The following is a 19791-nucleotide window of genomic DNA, read 5'->3' on the forward strand; positions in this document are numbered from 1 at the left end:
CAAAAAACAAAGCACCCCAACCACCATGAAAGGGTGGGTACAGCTCCTCAGGTGAGGCAACCTTTTTCTTTTTCGTTCCCAAATACTTCCTTTGTAGCCCGGGCCTATTCCGGGCTTATTTGTTCAATACCAAACAACACCAAAACTCGACAGTTATGAAAGCCTATATTTTCCCCGGACAAGGGTCACAATTCAAAGGCATGGGGCTTGACCTGTACCAGTCATCCGATTCAGCAAAAGCATTATTCGAAAAGGCAAACGAGATCCTGGGTTTTGAAATAACCAAGGTCATGTTCGAAGGTTCAGACGAAGAGCTTAAACAGACTAATGTGACCCAGCCCGCTATATTTCTTCATTCGGTTGTATTAGCCAAGATCAGCACAGATTTCACACCCAATATGGTCGCAGGACATTCATTGGGTGAATTCTCTGCCTTAGTGGCTGCCGGGGCGCTCTCTTTCGAAGACGGACTTTCCTTAGTCGCAAAAAGGGCTGATGCCATGCAAAAAGCCTGCGAAATCAGACCATCCACAATGGCCGCCATACTTGGTTTGCCCGATGCAATTATTGAAGAGATCTGCGCGGGAATCACAGATGAAATCGTGGTGCCTGCTAATTATAACTGTCCGGGCCAGGTAGTGATTTCAGGCACATTAGAGGGAGTAGAAAAAGCCTGTGAACTGCTGAAGGCCGCAGGCGCAAAAAGAGCCCTGATCCTACCTGTGGGCGGTGCATTTCACTCTCCGTTGATGGAACCTGCCAGAGAAGAACTGGCTTCCGCGATCCATGAAGCTCAATTTCAGGCACCCATTTGTGCTGTTTATCAAAACGTGAATGCAAAGCCGGCAACTGAAATTTCTGTCATCAAAGACAACCTGATCTCACAGCTTACAGCACCCGTAAGATGGACACAATCCGTTGAGCAAATGGTCGCTGACGGTGCTGGACTCTTCATTGAATGCGGTCCCGGAAAGGTTTTACAAGGTCTGGTCAAGAAGATTGCCGGACAGGTCGAATTGAAAAGTATTTAATTTTTTTATCCAAAAGCTTGACAACTTAACCTCATCACATTACTTTTGCACCACTGTTTTCGGTTTTGGCCGATGGTGTAATGGTAACACAGGACATTTTGGTTGTCTTATTCAGGGTTCGAGTCCTTGTCGGCCAACAGTAAATCAAAGAGCTCATCAAAAATGAGCTCTTTTTTTGTGCTTTCTTATTTAAGAATCAGTACAAATTAATCGATAGATTGGCCATTTTCCTCTCTTAATTGCCCTTTTTTATAGATAAGCGCTTTTTAAGGTAACAAAATCACGAAATAGGTGACTTATAATAATTTATCGGTATAAAATTTCCAGATGAAATATTACATTTACCATGTTTTAACCTAAACAGCACCCATATGAAAATTGACAAAGTTAAAAAGCGTGATCGTGAACGCACCAAGAGTAAAATACTCAAGGCAGTTGGCGAGGTAATCGAACAGCATGGAACCGAGAAAGTAGGAGTTAACCTGATCGCCCGAACGGCAGGTGTCAACAAAGTTCTCATTTACAGGTATTTTGAAAGTGTGGATGGGCTTATGGAACAATACGTAAAGTCCGGCGAATATACCTCAACGATGGGCACGGATTACATCGATGCCATCCCGCCGCTGGCACCTGATGAACGGGGAAAGGCCCTCAACAGTCTGATGCAAACTTTTATGCACGACCTGAGAGAACGCAAAGCCACCCGTGACCTTCTCAGATGGGAAATCGGGACAGGGAAGTCTATGCTATCGGATGCCCGCAATCAGGTAGCCTCACGAATTTTAAACAAGATAGGTGATTTACCTTATTTCAAAGACACCAGTGCACTTGTTACATTTCTATCCGCAGGTATCTACTATATGACCATTTCTACCGATTATCGCGAAAAAATGATCGACGTGGATTTGCACTCGGATGAAGGATGGACAAGGATCGAAAAAGTGATTGAAAGGATCATTGCAGACGTAAGGGGTTAAAACACTTGCGAAAGAGTCCATCCCAATCCTGACGGGAGGACTCTTTTTTTTGTAATTTGCCCACTAGTTTGAATTAACAATGTACCTGTTCTGAACAAAGGCCTGAAAACCGTTCTACGGTCTGCTCAACGGGCCATCTTTTATGAGTGTTTTAAAAAAACTGGCCAGTGAAACCGCAACCTACGGAATCAGCACCATGCTGGGCCGCTTCCTTAATTACCTGCTTGTAGCGCTTCACACTAAACTTTTTGAGCCGGAACAAATCGCTGCACAAGGGCAGCTTTACGCTTACGCGGGTTTTGCCGCGGTTCTTTACACTTTCGGAATGGAAACCACTTTTTTCCGATTTGCTAGAAAAGAGGAAGACCGAAAGCACTACTATAACCTGATTTTGAGCGCTGTTATCCTGGTTAGCCTCTTTTTCTCCGGTCTCCTGTTCATTTTCGCAGAAAGTGCTGCCCTCTTTATCAAATATCCTGAGAATGTTTCCCTGGTCAGGATGTTTGCTATTATCATGGCAATCGATGGCATTGTATCTATCCCATTTGCCAGGCTCCGTCTGGAAGGAAAAGGCAAGAAGTTCGTCACTGTGCGGGTTACCAATATCCTTATCGTCATTTCCCTGAACCTTTTCTTTCTGATCGTCTGCCGCGACATTCATAAAGGCAGTTATCTGGTCTTCCTGAAGCCGGTTATCGATTTATTTTACAACCCCCTTCATGCACCGGACTACATCATTATGGCTAATCTGATCGCCAACGTATCCTTTTTTTGGTTTTTGAGAAAGGAATTTGCCGATTTCAGATTTGTTTTCGACGCGGAGCTCTTTCGTCCGCTCTGGGTATATGCACTGCCGATCCTGGTCATGAATGCAGGAGGTGTTATCAATATGTTGTTTGACCGCGCGTTTATCCAGTTTCTTTTGCCAGACAATTTTTATCCCGGTCGCACTACAAAACAAGCTATCGGGATTTACGTCCAGTGCTACAAGCTATCGATCTTCATGAACCTGGCCATACAGGCCTTTAAATATGCCGCTGAGCCGTTTTTCTTTTCCAAAGGCGAGGATAAGAATGCACCTCCTGTTTTCGCCAAGGTGACCAAGTATTTCACGATCGTTTGCGTACTGATGTGGGTAGGGATATGCCTGAATTTGGATCTCTTCGCAGCTCTGTTTCTGAAACAGAAAATCTACCACGAAGGACTATCGGTTGTTCCCTGGCTGCTGGTGTCATATATGTTTCTTGGGATTTATTATAACCTGACTACCTGGTTCAAACTGACGGACAAAACGCATTACGGAACCTGGTTTACGTTGACCGGTGCATCCATTACGATTGTTTCCAGCTTTATTCTTGTGCCTCAGATCGGCTATCTTGGATTTGCAATTGCATTCACCTTGTCGGGCTTTACCATGCTTGCGCTCAGCTATTACTTTGGCCAGAAATTTTACCCGGTGCCGTATGACGTAAAATCTGCATTTGGCTATATCGGTTCAGGGGCTGTGCTGATCTGCATTTCCTCGCAATTCAAAATAGCAGACCTTATGGTTGCCGTACCTGTGCACATGGCGATTTTTGCAGTGTTTGCGGGCATAACATTCATTCTGGAGCGGAAAAACATCCCTTTTCTGAACCGGAAGTCCTAGCTACCAATTTGTACAAACATTTACGGTTCCATTTCCCGCAGCAACTTGTTGGAAAAGAGAAATTCTTTGAGTTCGGGAACGTCCGTTTTGATAATATCAGCATTAACGCCCTCCCACAATTTGGCGCCCTGATACAGGAACATAATATTCTGCCCGATCTCCATTACCGAATTCATATCGTGGGTAATGATAATGGTCGTAATCTCGTACTCCTCTGTGATTTCTTTAATCAATTCATCAATTTTAACAGAAGTGAGCGGGTCGAGGCCGGAATTGGGTTCGTCGCAAAACAGGTATTTCGGGTTCATCACAATTGCCCTGGCGATGCCCACCCTTTTTTTCATTCCGCCGCTGATCTCGGAAGGCATTCTTTTGGCAGCTGCGTCTAACCCCACACGTTGCAGGCAAAACGCCACCCGGTCCTGTTTTTCCTGCATGGTTTGGGAAGTAAGCATATCAAGCGGAAATCTTACGTTTTCTTCGACTGTCTTGGAATCAAACAATGCCCCTCCCTGGAAAAGGACCCCCATTTCTCTTCTTATTGCCTGCTGGGTGTCTTTATCGCAGTTGTAAAAATCCCTCCCGTTGTATAAAACGTTTCCCTGATCAGGCTTAACCAGCCCGATCATGCATTTAAGCAAAACACTTTTCCCAGTCCCGCTGCCCCCGATGATCAGGTTTGTCTCCCCCTTTTCAAATTTGGCCGAAATGCCTTTAAGAACATCCTTACCATTAAATGCTTTTGCTATATTATTTATTTCAATCATGGTTTGATTCTTATAAATACGAAATGCCCTCTATCATTACAACAACAACTGAGCAAGCAGGTAATCGGCGATCAAAACGGAGATACAACTGTTAGTAACCGCATCCGTACTCGATTTGCCTACTTCCAATGCCCCGCCTTCGGTAAAAAATCCTTTAAAGGAGGAGATGGATGCGATCAAAAAACCGAATACAAATGGTTTGACACACATGAAAAAGATATTGTACGGTACAAAGGAATCCCTGATCCCGTATAGATAATCGCGTTCGGTGATCACTCCTGTAAGCGTCCCGGCCAGATAGCCACCCAGGATACCAAGAAAAGCGGAGAAAATAACCAGCATTGGAAACGTGAGCATGGCGGCAATTACCTTGGGCAAAACCAGATAGGACGATGAATTGATGCCCATGACCTCTAGCGCATCTATTTGTTCGGTGATACGCATGGTGCCCAGCTCGCTGGCGATATTGGAACCCACTTTACCAGCCAGTACGATGCAGGTAATCGTCGGCGCAAGTTCCAGGATTTCCATATCGCGTACGATCAGCGCCACAGTAGAAATAGGTATGATAGGGCTCACCAGATTATATGCCGTTTGAATACACGAAACGGCACCGATGAAAGTAGAAACGATAGCAACAATAAATATCGAACTAACTCCAATCCCAACACATTCCTCCATGAGCCTTCGCCAATAAACCGACAGCTTCTCTCCTTTTGAAAATAATGTCCCTAAAAAAATAAAGTATTTCCCGATTACAGACATAAATCTTAATTGTATTCAATATTTTCGGGAAAATTAGGCAAAAAAAGAAGCAATCAGAAAAATGAATCCATTAGCGGTCATTACCGGCGGGACGAAAGGAATTGGTAGAGCCGCAATTGAACGATTTTTATCAGGTGGCTTTGACATCATTACCTGCGCCCGAAACGAACACGATCTTGCTGTCTTAAAGGAAAATCAAAAAGAGCGTTTTCCTGGCGCTGAGCTTCATTGTTTTCGGGCAGACCTTTCGGTCAGAAAAGATGTTGACACATTCCTGAAGTTTATTGAATCCAAGAACCGCTTTACGGAGGTACTTATCAATAATACTGGCGTATTTATTCCGGGTCAAATCCATAATGAAACGGAGGGTACCCTCGAAAAAACAATGGAGACCAATTTGTATAGCGCCTACCACCTGACGAGGGGACTTGTTGTGGATATGATGGAGAAAAAGAAAGGCCACATTTTTACGATCTGCTCCACCGCCAGCATTACCGCCTATCCGAACGGGGGGTCCTATTGCATATCGAAATTTGCATTATACGGTATGACAAAAGTCTTACGCGAGGAAATGAAGCCTCATGGCATAAAAGTAACCGCCGTGTTACCCGGTGCCACATTCACAGATAGCTGGAAAGGCGTCGACCTGCCTGAAGAAAGATTTATTGACGCTCATGATGTGGCCGAATCAATTTGGTCGACTTATAAACTCTCGCCAAGGGCGGTGGTAGAGGAGATTTTGATACGCCCCCAGTTAGGCGATTTGAATTGATTAGTGAATCATATAGCATTTTTGCTAAATTGCGGCATTTTTAAAATTATTTATTAAACCCAGATTTCATTTCATGGAACAATACCTCGGTATAGACGTGGGCGGTACTAACGTAAAAATGGGGATCGTTGACGCTACGGATGGACGAATTTCAAATTTTTATAGTCACGATACTGCCAGCTGGCGTAGTTCAGGCCATTTTATAGACCGATTAGGGGACGCAATAGCGCTCCAGCTGGTCGAATACCCCGAGGTAAAAAAAGTAGGAATTGGCGTTCCCGGCCTCACTACCAGAGACAGGACTACATTGATAGAAATTACTGCGATACCTGAAATCGATGGGATTGCTATCGTTCCCGATCTGAAAACACGGTTTCCAAATCACGAATTTTATCTCGAAAATGACGCTAATGCAGCCGCATTGGGCGAATATTATTTTGGTGAGGATAAGCTTCCTGAAGATTATATTTTTGTGACGCTGGGTACAGGCATCGGCGGTGCTGCAATTATTGATAAAAAGGTTTTCAAAGGAGGCGGCGGTAATGCAATGGAACCCGGGCATGTACCCTCCAAGAACGGCAAAGTTTTGGAGAGGAATATTGGCAAAAAAGAGCTTCTGGACCTCGCCAATGCGATGAGGGCAAATTATACAGGAAAAACACAGCTTCCAGCTGATGGTACCATCTCTACGACCGGACTTGTGGCAGCGGCATCAGGCGGTGACGAATTGGCCAAACAGGTATTTTATGAAATGGGTTACCTGCTGGGAGAGGGGTTGGTCTCTATGATCCGTATCCTGGATATCACGACAATTTTAATAGGCGGTGGTATTTCTGCTTCGTTTGAGTTTATTTTGCCAGCCATAAACGACCGTTTCAAATACTGGCTGACCCCATATTATTTAAAAACAATCAGTATCAAACGTGCTACCTTAGCCAATGACGCAGGTTTGCTTGGTGCTGCTTCGTTATGCTTTGACTAATATTACAACTGTATCGGCAAAAATTGCGTCCAAACAGTTCCACTTTTTATTTTTTTGATGAAATTATCAATTATTGTTCCTGCTTACAACGAAGAGAAGACGATCTGGAAAGTACTGGATAAGCTGAAATCCGTTCAACTGATCGATGATTTTCAAAAGGAAATAGTAATTGTGAATGACTGTTCTGCAGACAACACGGAAGCTGTTGCAAAGCGATTCATTGAGGAAAATCCACAGATCGAGATCAGTTATTTCCGCCACGAATACAACCAGGGAAAGGGGGCGGCACTGCATACAGGGATACGCAAAGCTTCCGGAGATTACATCATTGTTCAGGATGCCGATCTCGAATACGACCCGCAGGAGTTTAATATACTCCTTAAGCCTGTTATTGAGGGTTATGCCGATGTGGTATATGGCTCCCGCTTCATGGGCGGGAGACCACACCGCATCTTATTCTTCTGGCATACCATTGGGAATAAGTTCCTTACTTTTCTGAGCAACATGTTTACCAATCTCAATCTGACGGATATGGAAACATGCTATAAACTCTTCCGTGCAGATCTTTTAAAGGGCTTGGTTTTGAAAGAAAACCGTTTTGGCTTTGAGCCAGAGGTCACCGCCAAAATTTCTAAAATTCCAAAGATCCGTATCTACGAAGTCGGTGTGTCCTACTATGGCCGTACTTACGATGAAGGCAAGAAAATCAATTGGAAAGATGGTTTTCGGGCCTTGTACTGTATTGTCAGATATGGACTTGGAAGCTAATTGAGGTTCTGAGACGATCACTCCCCCAGCAAAATCATAAATCGATTACTGCAACGTGGATCCCGCTGCCTGCGACGGTACCCGCATAAGTTTTTGAGGGATCAGTGGGGTGCTTGATTTCAATCGTGTGCCTCAGATTGTCCGCAAAAACATTGAAATAGTAGAGGACCATTTTACTTCCCAATATGCGACAACGGGAAATACCCCGCGTGTCAAAATAAGCGCTTACGATATCACTCCCATTAGCTTTCCTCTCTATCCAATTGTTGCCGTCTAGACGATAAGTACAATAGTAAGCAGTACCGCCGGCTACCTGTCCCCCCGTTTGCATCCAAAGCAAGTTTCCAAAATAAGTGTAGTCACCGCTGACGGCCAGCGCAGAATAAAAGTTTTCAGCTGGCAGGCCTACTCCAAGCGGATAATAGAATGGAAAACTACCTGGTCCACCGGGTTTAGGACGCCAAAAATCCATACTCTGATGGAGCGGCTGATAATATCCAAGCGGCTTTTTCCCAGCAGGCTGCTTTAATATTGTTCCCCAATCCACAAATAGGTTGCCATATTCATGCGCCAGGAAGCCCATCAGAATTTGAAAAGATGGACTGTGTAACGGCTTATCCGATCGATAAAAATCTCCTTCCGGGTATGTGGTCCGGTCCGTAAACGACTCTGGTGCCCATTCATGCTGGTTATAGAAAAAAATACCTGTGTATTTGCCGAGCTTTTGCCATAACTCCATGGCAAACAACGTGTTCATCGTCAGCTTTGGATTCAGATCAAAGGGGCCGAAGTAAATGGCCTCCATGATGGTGTTCGTTTTGGAGAGCGTCCCTCCTGGATGATAAAGCGTTTTGTACTGCCACTGCGACGGATTCTGAGAATACATGATCTCCCAATCGGACTTGGACCTATCCGTATTGCCCAGATTATAGGGACTTGACGTGAAATAATTGTGGCACAAATAAAAGGGTTTTTGATCCTGCGATTTCTTGGTCTCGTAAAGGGTTGAAAGCTCGTCATAAAAAGATCCCCACATACCTTTGTCTGCCGGCATGAAAGGAAAATTCTCCATTGTCTCCCCAATCCAAAGGTTAGAAGCATTACCGCTATTCCATACTTCATGCGCTTTTGACCGGGCTTCCTGGTCTGTGAACGGGCCATTGGGCCAGCATTTTTTATTGTAACCATCAACCCACTCCTCCGGTCCGTCACACGGAAGTCCGAAAATGGTGTTAATCGTGGGTACGCCATTATATTCCCTGTCCGGATAACTTGCCCTGAAACTCGATAGAGAACCCTCGCTTTCAATCTCGTTACGGTTGTAATGCGTCCCTCCTTTGGAAAAGATCTGGCCCCAAGTATAAGTTTGCTTGGTCGGCGGCTTTACCAGTACATGACCGGCCGGCATCGTCAGATTGGGGCTGACTTCCAGAAAACCGGGCACTTGTGAGGAGGGGTCATATCCGGCCGGGATTGTGTTTTTAAATGTGACAGGTATGCTTTGGGCGTAAACATCGAATGTGTATAGCAGCAGCCAGAAAAATATCGTCTTTCTCATATCAGTTAAATATAAAAGTGGTTAATCCTCCTCTTGCGCCAGGTACCAGTTGCGCAACGGCATCTGGCTGGTAATAGTAGCCACAGCCGTCGTTCGGGCAGGGCCAGCGGTTTAATGTATCGAGACCGATTTTAGTGGCCATCTTAACTACCCGGCCAGGGCTATTGGATTGCCAGGGCTCATTGAGCAGGTTTGTTGATCGCTTGATCCACTTATTTCCTACGAAATAGGACCATTCGTATCCATTTGGCAGGCCGACTGTCCCGACATCGCTGATCAGCCAGCTTCCCGTCTGACCGGGATCCGGGACGATAGACAATGTCAGTACTTCTGGAAAACCCGAGGACGATATCCTGGGTGTCGGGAGATTCTCACCACAGCCTGCCGATTGCGTCACGGCCACTGAATTGGATGCGTCGCTCGTGCAACCGTCAGTACCATTGGCAGCCGTGTAATTCCCTGGCTCACTTTTGATTATACTTGTCCCCTGCCCGACTTGCACCCCACCTTTAAACCAACTGACTGTGCCGGTGAATGCGGTCGCGGTCAATGTCACAGTCTGATTTGCTGATGGGCAAACGGTAGTCCCCGATGTTTTGGATATTGTTGGCGCAGATGGCTTTACACAGGCCCCGCCTCCCCCGGTTACACAAATTTTATCCTGTCGGCAACTTCCGCCACCTGCCCCCGAAATCCTGATTATGTTGCTGCCAGCTGCCAAATTCAATGCAAAGGCATACTCCGTATAAACGATATTCCATGAACCCGAGTTAGCCAGTGTTACACTCTGCACATTGGCCCCATTCACGGCTATGGCTATGGCTGGAGCAGAAGAAGAGTAGTACCGGAGCTTTACCTGATAGCTACCCTTCGCCGGGACATCTGAAAGTACATAATCAACATAATGATTGTACTGCCCCTCTGCACCGCGCGTCTGGCCATTAGACGCATTTGGGTCGCTGCTGACCGGGCCTGTAGCATTTGCCATCAACTCTGCTTCAAGACATTTGCTAAAAGCAGCCCCGCAGCCTGCGGTTTGGCTGACAACAATTCCAGCCGACATCGCACTGGTACAACCATCCTGCGTGCACGTGGCGGTATAACTGCCCGGGGCATTTGTAGTAACACTATTCCCCGAGGCTATCTGCGACCCATCCCTGAACCAGTTGACCGTGCCCGTCACCCCGGTTGCGGTAAGCGTAACCGTTTCGTTAACAGCAGCGCATACTGTCGTTCCTGATGTCTTCGCTATGGCGGGCTGAGCCGGTATGGAACATGGAGATGGACTACCGGTAACACATATCCTGTCCTGGCGACAGCTTCCTCCACCGGTTCCGATTATACGCAAAGTATTATTTCCAGCCGCCAGAGTCACATTGAAAGTGGCGTCGGTGTAAGCAATGTTCCAGGAATTCGAATTTGGCAATGTCTGCGACTGGCTATTAGCTCCATTGACTTGCAGGTTCACAATTGGAATTGCAGAAGAATAGTACCGAAGGACTACCTGATAACTTCCGGCGGCAGGTACGTTGGTCAATGTGTAATCTACATAATGGTTGTATTGATTCTCTGCTCCCCGTGTTTTTCCATTGGAAGCATTGGGGTCGCTTGTTATGGGGCCGTTGGCGCTGGTCATTAGTTCAGCTTCAAGGCACTGCGAAAAACTGGAAATCGCAGCAATACGGTTCTCAGTCGCATCCTCCGCCGGGTCTGTAACTTTTAATGTAACCTGGCCCCGGGCCAAAAACCTGCCAATCTCAGCGGAATGTCTTGTTCCTCTTAGTAGCAGAAATGTCGCGGATTTCGGTATTTCTAAAAATTTTCCCCTGACCCTGTAAATAACCTGGTTTTTTGGGCCTGATAGTTTGTCCCCGATGAGATCGTGGTAGTCCCCGCCGGTTTGTACAAACCCTGGCGGGAACACAAGTTTCAGCCTGAACTCTGTATCCAGCGTCATGGGCCCAAGACGGTCATCCCACTTCCCTCTCAACCTACATTCAATGGCAATTTCAAATTCCTCTCCCCGAGTAACGGATGACTTACCTGGTACGAGTGTAAACAATACCGGATCAATGTCCGCATCCCTTACCAACGTACCTGGATAGACCTCCATGTGGACCATAAGCAAAAGAGCTATAAGCGCTCTTAAAACCCATGGATTTGGCTTTCTGATTTTCTGGATGTTCATGATAGAATTATGTTAAATGAAGTGTGATAAAAGTAGTTCAATACGCTTAGGACTAACCGTAAACAACCCCCTCAATATTTGTCATGAAAACCCCTCAAAAATTGAGGGGTTTATAATTGATTTTATCCAAATAACTTTACCCCAAATTTCAATTTCTGATTTGGGTAGCCCCAAATAAAATTTGATCTTGCAATTACAATTATTGATTTTAAACCTCTAATCAGACACACTAAATTCTTGAATTGCAACTATGGAGCCACCTTCTTCAGACTTATCACCATTATTTGCCCCTGAATATCAGCTCATAAACCGAAAACTATACAAATTAACGATCAGGGAATGGGACGTTCTCATCTTATTGGCCGACGGACTTACCAACAGCGAAATTGGCGGTGAGCTTTTTGTTGAGGCCAAAAGCATTGAAAATTACAAGAGCCGCATTAGAAGCAAACTTCAATTATACGGTCGGAATACACTCTTCAGGTTCAGCACCAGACATCGGGATCATTTAAACAAATTCTACAAGATTGTCAAATCTAAAATGTAGAACATTCTTATTCCTTTCATTTTCCATTTGCACACACTTTTTACAAACAAAATGACTATAAAAAATCTAAGGCATGCCAGTGTTATCTATTTGTTGCTCCCCAATTTGCTTTTCTTTTACAGCTGGACGCGGCTGTCGGTTGCAATCATTGGGATCATCATATTAATCTATTTGGCATCTGACGATTATAAGGACGTCAGCTTCCAATCCGCCACAGATTTTGAAACGAAGGATCTTCTTATTGTTGGAGTCACCGGTCTGTTGCTTACATTGATCTCTGGTACAGGAGGTTACTGTTATCAAACCATAGATTACTGGTGCCATAACGCCAAATTCTACGAGCTTTTTACCAGCGAATGGCCTATCCGGATTCCAGTTAACGGGTCGGTAATTTCTTATTACTATGGCTATTATGTTGTTCCCGCATCACTTTTTAAAATAACAGGAAGCATCAATGAGGTTATTATTTTGATATGGACAACAGCAGGAATTGCGATGGGTATTGCTTGGGTATATTTGGTTTTGAATAAAAAAATCTGGTTTGTACTCATGGCAATGTGCGCCGGGGATTTCCCTCACATTATAAAAAATACATTCGCGCTTTTATCACTCAACCTTTATACATTTTCAAGTTTTGGCATAGAACACTGGTCTCTTTTTGAAAACATTTTCTGGGTGCCTAACCAGATAATTCCTTCATTGATTATTGCCGGAATGTTTATTTATATTTTAAAAAATAACCTGAATAGTTATTTGATTATTTTCCCTGTCGTGCTTGTTTTCTGGTGGGCAGTTTTCCCGGCTTTTACGCTCAGTATCCTGATCGGCTGTGTACTTCTTAGAGATTGGATAACCGGTTCACTCCGGCTGGAGAAGGCGGTTTTGATGAAGAAAATAATTCTTCCTGCGATGATTTGCCTTCCCATATTCATCTTCCTGCTATCACATCAGGAAACGCCTGTTTCGGGCTTTATATGGCAGTTCAGAGAAGATTATTTCAATTTACTGTCTGAATATTCAGCAAATATATTACTCAATGTATTTGCCTTTCTAACCTTGTACATTTGTCTCAAAAAAATGAATTTCGAAACGCTGGATTATTTTCCATTTTTTACGATCCTCATTTTAACTGTTATTTTTCCAATCTTCCGTTTGGGAAAAGTAAACGACTTTTTATTCCGGGGAATGATGCCCTTACTGCTTTTTGCAGGAATTTATTTATGTTATCCGCTTACCAGAAATAGCTGGAAAACCACTCTTCAGACCCTCCGGAATTCCTATTTAAGTTTATTTATCATACTCATATTACTTTTAACCTCTGTGCTCGCTGTCAGAAGGGTATGGCGGGCGGTTAATGAAAACCCATTTATCCCAGGGCCGGGTAAAGCCCCTTTTATTGAAATTCCGTATGATGCATATCCCAATGTATATGAGGTACTACGTGCAAAATGGACCGTGCAGGAAGCCAACCAGTATTTGGGAAAGGTCGACTCCCTTTACGAAAAATACATAGCGCCCTAGGCCAAACCTGCGCCAGGTTATTTTTTCATGATCTTACGGCTCACGGTTGTTCCATCAGAACGGGTGAGGGAAATGATGTAAGAGCCGGAAGGAAGAGCGGCAACGTTCATTTTGTAATTGCGCTGAACTTCCAAAACATCCGCCTGCAGTTTCTGTCCGGCTACATTCTGGAGCTTCAATGTCCCGCTTGCGGCATTTTTGAATTCGATCCTGACTTCATCCGATACCGGATTGGGATATATGTTCCAAAAAAGGTCCTGCCTGCCGGGTTCGACAGCGAGCAAAGGGGAGGTTTTGATCGTCACTGTCTGAGGAGCTGACTGAGAACTGGCATTAAATGCCTGGATACGATAGATATAGCTCGCGCCAGGAGATACATCCTTGTCTTCATACGATAGTGTTTTGCTATCAAATGTTTTGATCGCCTTGAAATCCGTATCATTACCCGCTTTCCTTTCCAAAACATAACTTTCAGCTCCGGTTGACTCCCACGATACCATTACTGTCGCCATATCCGATTCCTTTGCCTCCAGCGTTTTGAAAACCAACGCATCTGCAATAGGTACTTCCTGAAATGAAAATGCGCAAAGGCCCCGCCCGTTCTTCAAGAACGGGCCATAATAAGCACTTACTTTCTCTCCCTTGTAAGCAGGCAGGTAAGTGAGTTTCTTCGCTGCCGACGCTACCGATAATTTCAGGGTTACCTGGTTACCCTGAGCGATACCTATAGTAATTGGGGCTGGCTTAGACTCGTCACCGTCAAAAAAGAACACTTCTTTCAAACTTTTCACAAATTTCACTCCGTTGACATCGTCCAGTAACGTGTCCTTTGGCCAAACCATATCCTGGCCCTGTTCGTAAAAAATAGTGATCTCATCTTTTTTATCAGACGAGTAAAATACCTTCCGGATATCCGGACAGCTCACATTGCTGGTATCCGTTGAACCGTAGATACTGGGTCCTATAAACTGGAAAAATCTGCGGCCCAATTCCTGATAACCGGCCAGATCGTAATGGATACCATCGAATCCCGGCAAACCCGAAGCACTGAAGTGTTCCGTTTTAGGATATACATACTTTGTCTTGCGCTGAAATTCGCGAATGGTCCCGGCAATATAGTATGGGTTAAATAAGACCGGGATTTGGACAACTACGAATTTTTCTACCTGTGGGTAATCCATCTGCCAATAATTAAACAGCTTGTCGTACTGCTGGTCGTAGTTCGGAATATTCTCGATCGCCTCCTGCTCTCCCTGGTACCAGAAAAAAGCTCTTATTCTCTTCGGTTTGGCCACTCTGATACGCCCATATAAAAGCCCGTAAATTGTAGGCAACGCAGGGTTCTGGGCATTTCTGTCGTTATGATAGGTAATGTAAGAACCAGGTAGTGCACCATTAATGATACAGGTAGGAATGCCATAATTGTCCAGAATGCGTTTTTGCATTTCCACGCCCCAGGCGCCCGCATAGGGCCACGACCAAGTCGACTGGATCCAAAGCGTGTCACCTTCTGTGATGGTTGGATTGTCATCCGGAATCCTGGCCACCGTCCTGGCGTATTTGTTGGACCAATTTCCAAAATGGATCGCAGAAGCATTTGACTGCCCGCTGATCACATAAAAATCGCCCGCTACAACGTCCGTTCTCCTCACAATAAAAACCGAGTCTGTTTCCTTGCAGGCATAAACCTCAAAATCATAATCAGCCATTTCAGCTGTTATTTTGGGTCTGAGATCAAAGTTGGCGGAAGTTTTCCCTCCATATGCAAGAACTGATTTATGATAATCAACTCTTTCCTTATTCCTGTATGTAATTACCGAAATATGGTCCCAGCCGGCAACTTCTATCACTCCGGATATAGGGACTTCGGCTGTGTTATCATCGTCGCGGGCGTACAGCTGCATATCTTTCGGCAGATTGTTGAAAACCAGTGCGTAAAACCGCTGCCCATAACCATCCGCTGGAATGCCTGCCAATGCAAGGAGCAAAATAAGGATGTTCCTATGTGTAAAATTCATTTCATTCAAAACCTTCTTTGTGACAAACTAAAACCGATTCTATGTTCAGATACGCAATGGCGTTAACTGTTATAAATATATTGTTATTATTTTTCATTTTGGGCAAGCTCCATTTCCTTTTGCCGATCCGAAAATTTCCATTGTTCGTCAAACATTGCCAGGAACCAAAGCCCCATGATGAGTGGCAATGAATATTTGTCCCAAGATAACTGTGCCTTGCCCAGCAACAAGGTGTTCAATATAACCATCCAGCTTGCAAGATTAAATGGCGGTGTAACAAATCTGATCAGCGTAATCATCATCAATATTCCAAAGCAGATCTGCTTGACGAAACCGGTAATGCCGATGGTCATGAATAGTTGATCGATATAACCCAAAAAAGGCCAGGTGAAATAGGGGTTATAAGCCTGCCGGGCCGGGAAAAAAATGATCAGCACGGCTACAAACCCAAGTAACAAAGCAAATAACCCTGGCTTCTTGAGGGGATAACTGACCAGATATTTCAATCTTCCTGTGAAAAGCATCTCTGGAATCACATAGTAAACGGACACCACCACCGAAGAATAAATAAGGAAACCGAAATTATACTGCACCAGCTTATCCGAATTATAATGCTGCTCCGCCATCACTGGCGCCGGCGCAGGCCCATGCCATAACAGGACCCAGGGAATGATACTCAACACCGCGGCAGTGTAGTACATCCACGCCCGGTCAGACTTGAGCCTGCTCGTGAAAGATTTGATATTTCCTGCCTCCTTAACAATCTTAAGGACTTCAAAAGCTGCTACTGCCGCTGGAAAAGCCAGCATATATTGTCGGCAGCATATCGCGGCGGCGAAAAACAGCAGGCCTGTCCAATGCTGCCTTTTCAAATAAAACACAATACCGCCCAAAGTGAAAAACATGGCAAAAATGTCTGTGTAATAATAAACGCTGCACAAATAATAGTTGGGGAAGATCATCAGTCCGGCCAGACAAAGCCAAAACCTTTTGGAACGCTCAGGGCTGTTCCAGATGAACAGCATCAACAATGAGAAGCTGGTAAATAATGTGAGCAGCCGCAAATATTGAATGTTCTCCCCAAACAATTTTACTACCCATCCCCCCAGTATAAAAGGGATCGGCGTGTTCAGTTCATTATAGCTTTTTAATAACTCTAGAGAGGGGAGTGGTTCCCGGCTAAAAAATACTGCTGTGGGCAGATAATGAAATTCATCCTGATAAAGCGCTCCCGTGAATTGGTCTTTCAGAAAAAAGATTACTGCAAATAACAGGAGGATAACTAATGATGTATATAAATTTCTGCGTTGCATAAAGCTTTGATTTTTAAACAAAATTGACCTCAGTCGCCAGACGAATGCCGAATTGAGCTTCAATGGAATCCTGAATCTTTTCAGAAAGTAATCGAATTGCATTTCCGGTACCCCCTCCATAATTCACCAATACCAGCGCCTGTTTTTCGTGCACGCCGATCGGGCCTTCCCTGTAACCTTTCCAGCCGGCTTTCTCGATGAGCCAGCCCGCGGGGATTTTTACACTCCCGGCACTAGCTGGATAGCCCGGCAGTTCGGTATATTCTTTTTTGAGCGACTTATATTGCATTTCCGGAATTTCCGGATTTTTGAAAAAGCTTCCCGCGTTTCCAATAACAGCCGGATCGGGCAGCTTGCTTCTTCTGATCTTCATAATAGCATTACTTACATCCCGGATCGAAGGGTTGCTGATCTGCATTTCTTCCAATGTTTTCCTGACATCCCCGTAACCTATGTTCAGCACCGGCTTTTTCTTTAAAATAAATGTTGCTGCCGTGATTACATATCGACCTTTAACCTCTCGTTTGAAAATGCTTTCCCTATATCCGAAATGACACTCTTCTTTTGAAAAGATCCGTTTTGTGCCTGTTCCTATCTCTATAGCCTCAACGGATTCGATAACATCTTTGATCTCAACCCCGTAAGCACCAATATTCTGCATGGGTGCCGCGCCAACCGTTCCCGGTATCAGCGAAAGATTTTCGATGCCGCCGTAGTGATGTCCGACGCAATACATCACCAAGTCATGCCATACTTCGCCGCTGCCCGCTCTGATCCACACAAACGAATCATCCTCCTTTATCTTTTCTATCCCTTTGATGTCGGGATGAATAACCAATGCTTCGATATTTTTAGTGAACAGGACATTACTGCCGCCGCCAAGTATGAATTTTGCTGTCGATTGCCAGGCAGGATCCAAAAGGATTTTTGTCAATTCTTCTGCTGATTTCGCTTCGGCGAAGTAAAGTGCAATTGCTTCAAGCCCAAAAGTATTATAATTCCGGAGCGAAAAGTTCGTTTGAATTTGCATTGAAAGAATAGATATGGACAGTAAAGTTAGGTATTACATTCAAAATTAAGTGGTATGGTGATTCATGCAATTTTGTTTAAGTTTGTGGGTTCAGTTAGAACTGTCCTGGATATGAGGCTGACAAAGAAATTTTTATGGACACTGCATCTTGGTATAATCATCATTTCGGGATGTAGTAAAAAATCAGTAGTTAGTTCTTCCGGCGCCGAATACAAGGAAGATCTCGCTGCTGTCCGTCCTCGATATGAATATGTCGAACCTTCTTTTGAAAAAGCCGAAATTACTCAACCTGCAAAAAGCAACAACGTTCCTAAAACAGTAGCCGACAAGCCATTGTATGTCAACAAAAAACTGGAAACAGTTTTAGATACGCTGGCAAAACATAACAAGTCCATTCGGTATATCAATGGTTTCCGGATTCAGATTTATGTCGGTAATGTGAGGCAGGAAGCGGATGGTGCCAAGTCGTATATCTATCAGGCATTCCCCGACCTAAATCCATATGTGTCTTATTCTCAGCCTACTTATCGTGTCAAGGTAGGCGATTTTATGTACCGGAGCGATGCTGAACAATACCTCGAAATGATCCGCGAGCAGTATTCGTCAGCAATGATCCTGGCAGACAAAGTTGATATCAGAAGGAGCCTGATGCTGGGCACGGCTTCCGATAACAACTAGATTATCTACTTTGTATTTTCTTTTTTAACCTGGATATTTTTTATCCCATATACATACTGCAACTTATAATGAAAAAAGCCCTAATTACCGGAATTACCGGACAGGACGGTTCTTATCTGGCCGAACTCTTACTGAGCAAAGGATATGAAGTACACGGTATCAAGCGCCGTAGCTCACTATTCAACACACAAAGAATTGACCATATTTACGAAGATCCGCATGAAAAAAATGTGCGATTTCACCTGCATTACGGTGATCTGAGTGATTCTACGAATATTATTCGAATCATTCAGGAAGTGCAGCCTGACGAAATATATAATCTGGGCGCTATGTCGCATGTCCAGGTAAGCTTTGAAGAACCGGAATACACTGCCAATGTGGACGGAATAGGCACCTTACGAATTCTCGAAGCCGTGCGTCTTTTGGGTTTAACTAAAAAGACAAAGATCTATCAGGCTTCGACTTCTGAATTGTATGGGTTGGTCCAGGAAGTTCCCCAGTCGGAAAGAACGCCTTTCTATCCCCGCTCGCCCTATGCTGTCGCGAAACTTTATGGTTACTGGATCACGGTAAATTACCGGGAGGCTTACGATATGTTCGCCGTGAACGGAATTCTTTTCAACCACGAATCCCCGCTGAGAGGTGAGACTTTTGTAACCCGGAAAATCACACGTGCCGTAGCCCGCATTGCATTGGGACTTCAGGATAAAGTTTACCTGGGAAATCTGGACGCCCAGCGTGACTGGGGCCATGCAAAGGACTTTGTTGAGGCAATGTGGCTCATTTTACAACAGGATACACCCGAAGATTTCGTCATTGCGACCGGTATCACAACGCGCATCAGGGATTTTGTGAGAATGGCATTTGCCGAAGTGGGGATAGAAGTCGAATTCAGTGGAGAAGGGGCGGAAGAAATTGCCAAGGTAGCAAGTTGTTCAAATCCTGATTTCCAGATAGAAATAGGAAAAGAAGTAGTGGCGGTAGATCCAAGGTATTTCCGTCCGACGGAAGTAGAGCTATTGATCGGGGACCCTACGAAATCAATGACCAAGCTGGGCTGGAAACCTAAATATGACCTGAAAGCATTGGTTAACGATATGGTTGCAGCTGACCTTACATTGTTTAAAAAAGACCGTTTGCTGGAAAGCAGCGGCCACCGCGTCCCCAATTATTACGAGTAAGATGCATATCAGGTAAAAAAATAACCCCGGCTACTTTCCGGGGTTAT

17 protein-coding genes and 1 tRNA gene are annotated in these 19791 nt (G+C 44.6%); 11 read left to right on the plus strand and 7 right to left on the minus strand.

From position 1 onward, the window contains the following. Positions 1–155 precede the first annotated feature (155 nt). From fabD to AC1XUF_RS29500, 4 genes are all read left to right on the plus strand, one after another. On the plus strand, positions 156–1031 hold the full coding sequence (fabD, locus tag AC1XUF_RS29485) for an ACP S-malonyltransferase (RefSeq protein WP_483345466.1): 876 nt from the start codon (positions 156–158) through the stop codon (positions 1029–1031). Positions 1032–1097: 66 nt separating this feature from the next. Then, positions 1098–1168 (plus strand) — tRNA-Gln (locus AC1XUF_RS29490). A 234-nt stretch (positions 1169–1402) separates the two neighbouring features. After that, positions 1403–2008: a TetR/AcrR family transcriptional regulator gene (locus AC1XUF_RS29495; RefSeq protein ID WP_483345467.1), complete on the plus strand. Its 606-nt coding sequence runs from the start codon at positions 1403–1405 to the stop codon at positions 2006–2008. 142 nt (positions 2009–2150) lie between these two features. Continuing rightward, a complete protein-coding gene (locus tag AC1XUF_RS29500; RefSeq protein ID WP_483345468.1) occupies positions 2151–3656 on the plus strand; it encodes a lipopolysaccharide biosynthesis protein in 1506 nt (501 codons plus the stop codon). Between the two features lie 20 nt (positions 3657–3676). Here AC1XUF_RS29500 and AC1XUF_RS29505 read toward each other — a convergent pair whose 3' ends face one another. Together AC1XUF_RS29505 and AC1XUF_RS29510 are read right to left on the minus strand one after the other, a co-directional pair. After that, a complete protein-coding gene (locus AC1XUF_RS29505) occupies positions 3677–4423 on the minus strand; it encodes an ABC transporter ATP-binding protein (protein WP_483345469.1) in 747 nt (248 codons plus the stop codon). 36 nt (positions 4424–4459) lie between these two features. Next, complete coding sequence (locus tag AC1XUF_RS29510) at positions 4460–5188, minus strand: MlaE family ABC transporter permease (RefSeq protein WP_483345470.1); 729 nt, start codon at positions 5186–5188, stop codon at positions 4460–4462. Between the two features lie 61 nt (positions 5189–5249). On the opposite strand from AC1XUF_RS29510, the gene AC1XUF_RS29515 reads away from it, so the two are divergent. The 3 genes from AC1XUF_RS29515 (at position 5250) to AC1XUF_RS29525 (ending at position 7710) form a co-directional block, all read left to right on the plus strand. After that, on the plus strand, positions 5250–5960 hold the full coding sequence (locus tag AC1XUF_RS29515; RefSeq protein WP_483345471.1) for an SDR family oxidoreductase: 711 nt from the start codon (positions 5250–5252) through the stop codon (positions 5958–5960). A 73-nt stretch (positions 5961–6033) separates the two neighbouring features. Beyond that, entirely contained in the window at positions 6034–6942 is a 909-nt protein-coding gene (locus AC1XUF_RS29520; RefSeq protein ID WP_483345472.1) for an ROK family protein, read from the plus strand. A gap of 57 nt (positions 6943–6999) precedes the next feature. Next, positions 7000–7710, plus strand: a complete 711-nt coding sequence (locus AC1XUF_RS29525; protein ID WP_483345473.1) for a glycosyltransferase family 2 protein — start codon at positions 7000–7002, stop codon at positions 7708–7710. 34 nt (positions 7711–7744) lie between these two features. Here the strand turns inward: AC1XUF_RS29525 and AC1XUF_RS29530 are convergent, their stop codons facing one another. Then, complete coding sequence (locus tag AC1XUF_RS29530; RefSeq protein WP_483345474.1) at positions 7745–9268, minus strand: hypothetical protein; 1524 nt, start codon at positions 9266–9268, stop codon at positions 7745–7747. A gap of 1 nt (position 9269) precedes the next feature. Further along, positions 9270–11456: a carbohydrate-binding protein gene (locus AC1XUF_RS29535; RefSeq protein WP_483345475.1), complete on the minus strand. Its 2187-nt coding sequence runs from the start codon at positions 11454–11456 to the stop codon at positions 9270–9272. Positions 11457–11706: 250 nt separating this feature from the next. Here AC1XUF_RS29535 and AC1XUF_RS29540 point away from each other — a divergent pair, with 250 nt between their 5' ends. Both AC1XUF_RS29540 and AC1XUF_RS29545 read left to right on the plus strand, forming a co-directional pair. Continuing rightward, positions 11707–12003 (plus strand): response regulator transcription factor, encoded by a 297-nt coding sequence (locus tag AC1XUF_RS29540; RefSeq protein WP_483345476.1) that lies wholly within the window; start codon positions 11707–11709, stop codon positions 12001–12003. Between the two features lie 51 nt (positions 12004–12054). Beyond that, a complete protein-coding gene (locus tag AC1XUF_RS29545; RefSeq protein ID WP_483345477.1) occupies positions 12055–13524 on the plus strand; it encodes a hypothetical protein in 1470 nt (489 codons plus the stop codon). A 17-nt stretch (positions 13525–13541) separates the two neighbouring features. On the opposite strand, the gene AC1XUF_RS29550 is transcribed toward AC1XUF_RS29545, so the two are convergent. From AC1XUF_RS29550 to murB, 3 genes are all read right to left on the minus strand, one after another. After that, positions 13542–15542 (minus strand): T9SS type A sorting domain-containing protein, encoded by a 2001-nt coding sequence (locus tag AC1XUF_RS29550; protein ID WP_483345478.1) that lies wholly within the window; start codon positions 15540–15542, stop codon positions 13542–13544. Positions 15543–15628: 86 nt separating this feature from the next. Then, on the minus strand, positions 15629–16855 hold the full coding sequence (locus AC1XUF_RS29555) for a Dol-P-Glc:Glc(2)Man(9)GlcNAc(2)-PP-Dol alpha-1,2-glucosyltransferase (protein WP_483345479.1): 1227 nt from the start codon (positions 16853–16855) through the stop codon (positions 15629–15631). Positions 16856–16868: 13 nt separating this feature from the next. After that, entirely contained in the window at positions 16869–17885 is a 1017-nt protein-coding gene (gene murB, locus AC1XUF_RS29560; protein WP_483345480.1) for a UDP-N-acetylmuramate dehydrogenase, read from the minus strand. 111 nt (positions 17886–17996) lie between these two features. Between murB and AC1XUF_RS29565 the strand changes: the two genes are divergently transcribed. After that, positions 17997–18563, plus strand: a complete 567-nt coding sequence (locus tag AC1XUF_RS29565) for an SPOR domain-containing protein (protein ID WP_483345481.1) — start codon at positions 17997–17999, stop codon at positions 18561–18563. A 68-nt stretch (positions 18564–18631) separates the two neighbouring features. After that, positions 18632–19744 (plus strand): GDP-mannose 4,6-dehydratase, encoded by a 1113-nt coding sequence (gene gmd / locus AC1XUF_RS29570; RefSeq protein WP_483345482.1) that lies wholly within the window; start codon positions 18632–18634, stop codon positions 19742–19744. Positions 19745–19791 lie beyond the last annotated feature (47 nt).

The sequence above is a fragment of the Dyadobacter sp. HNCC25DJ185 genome, assembly GCF_056895195.1.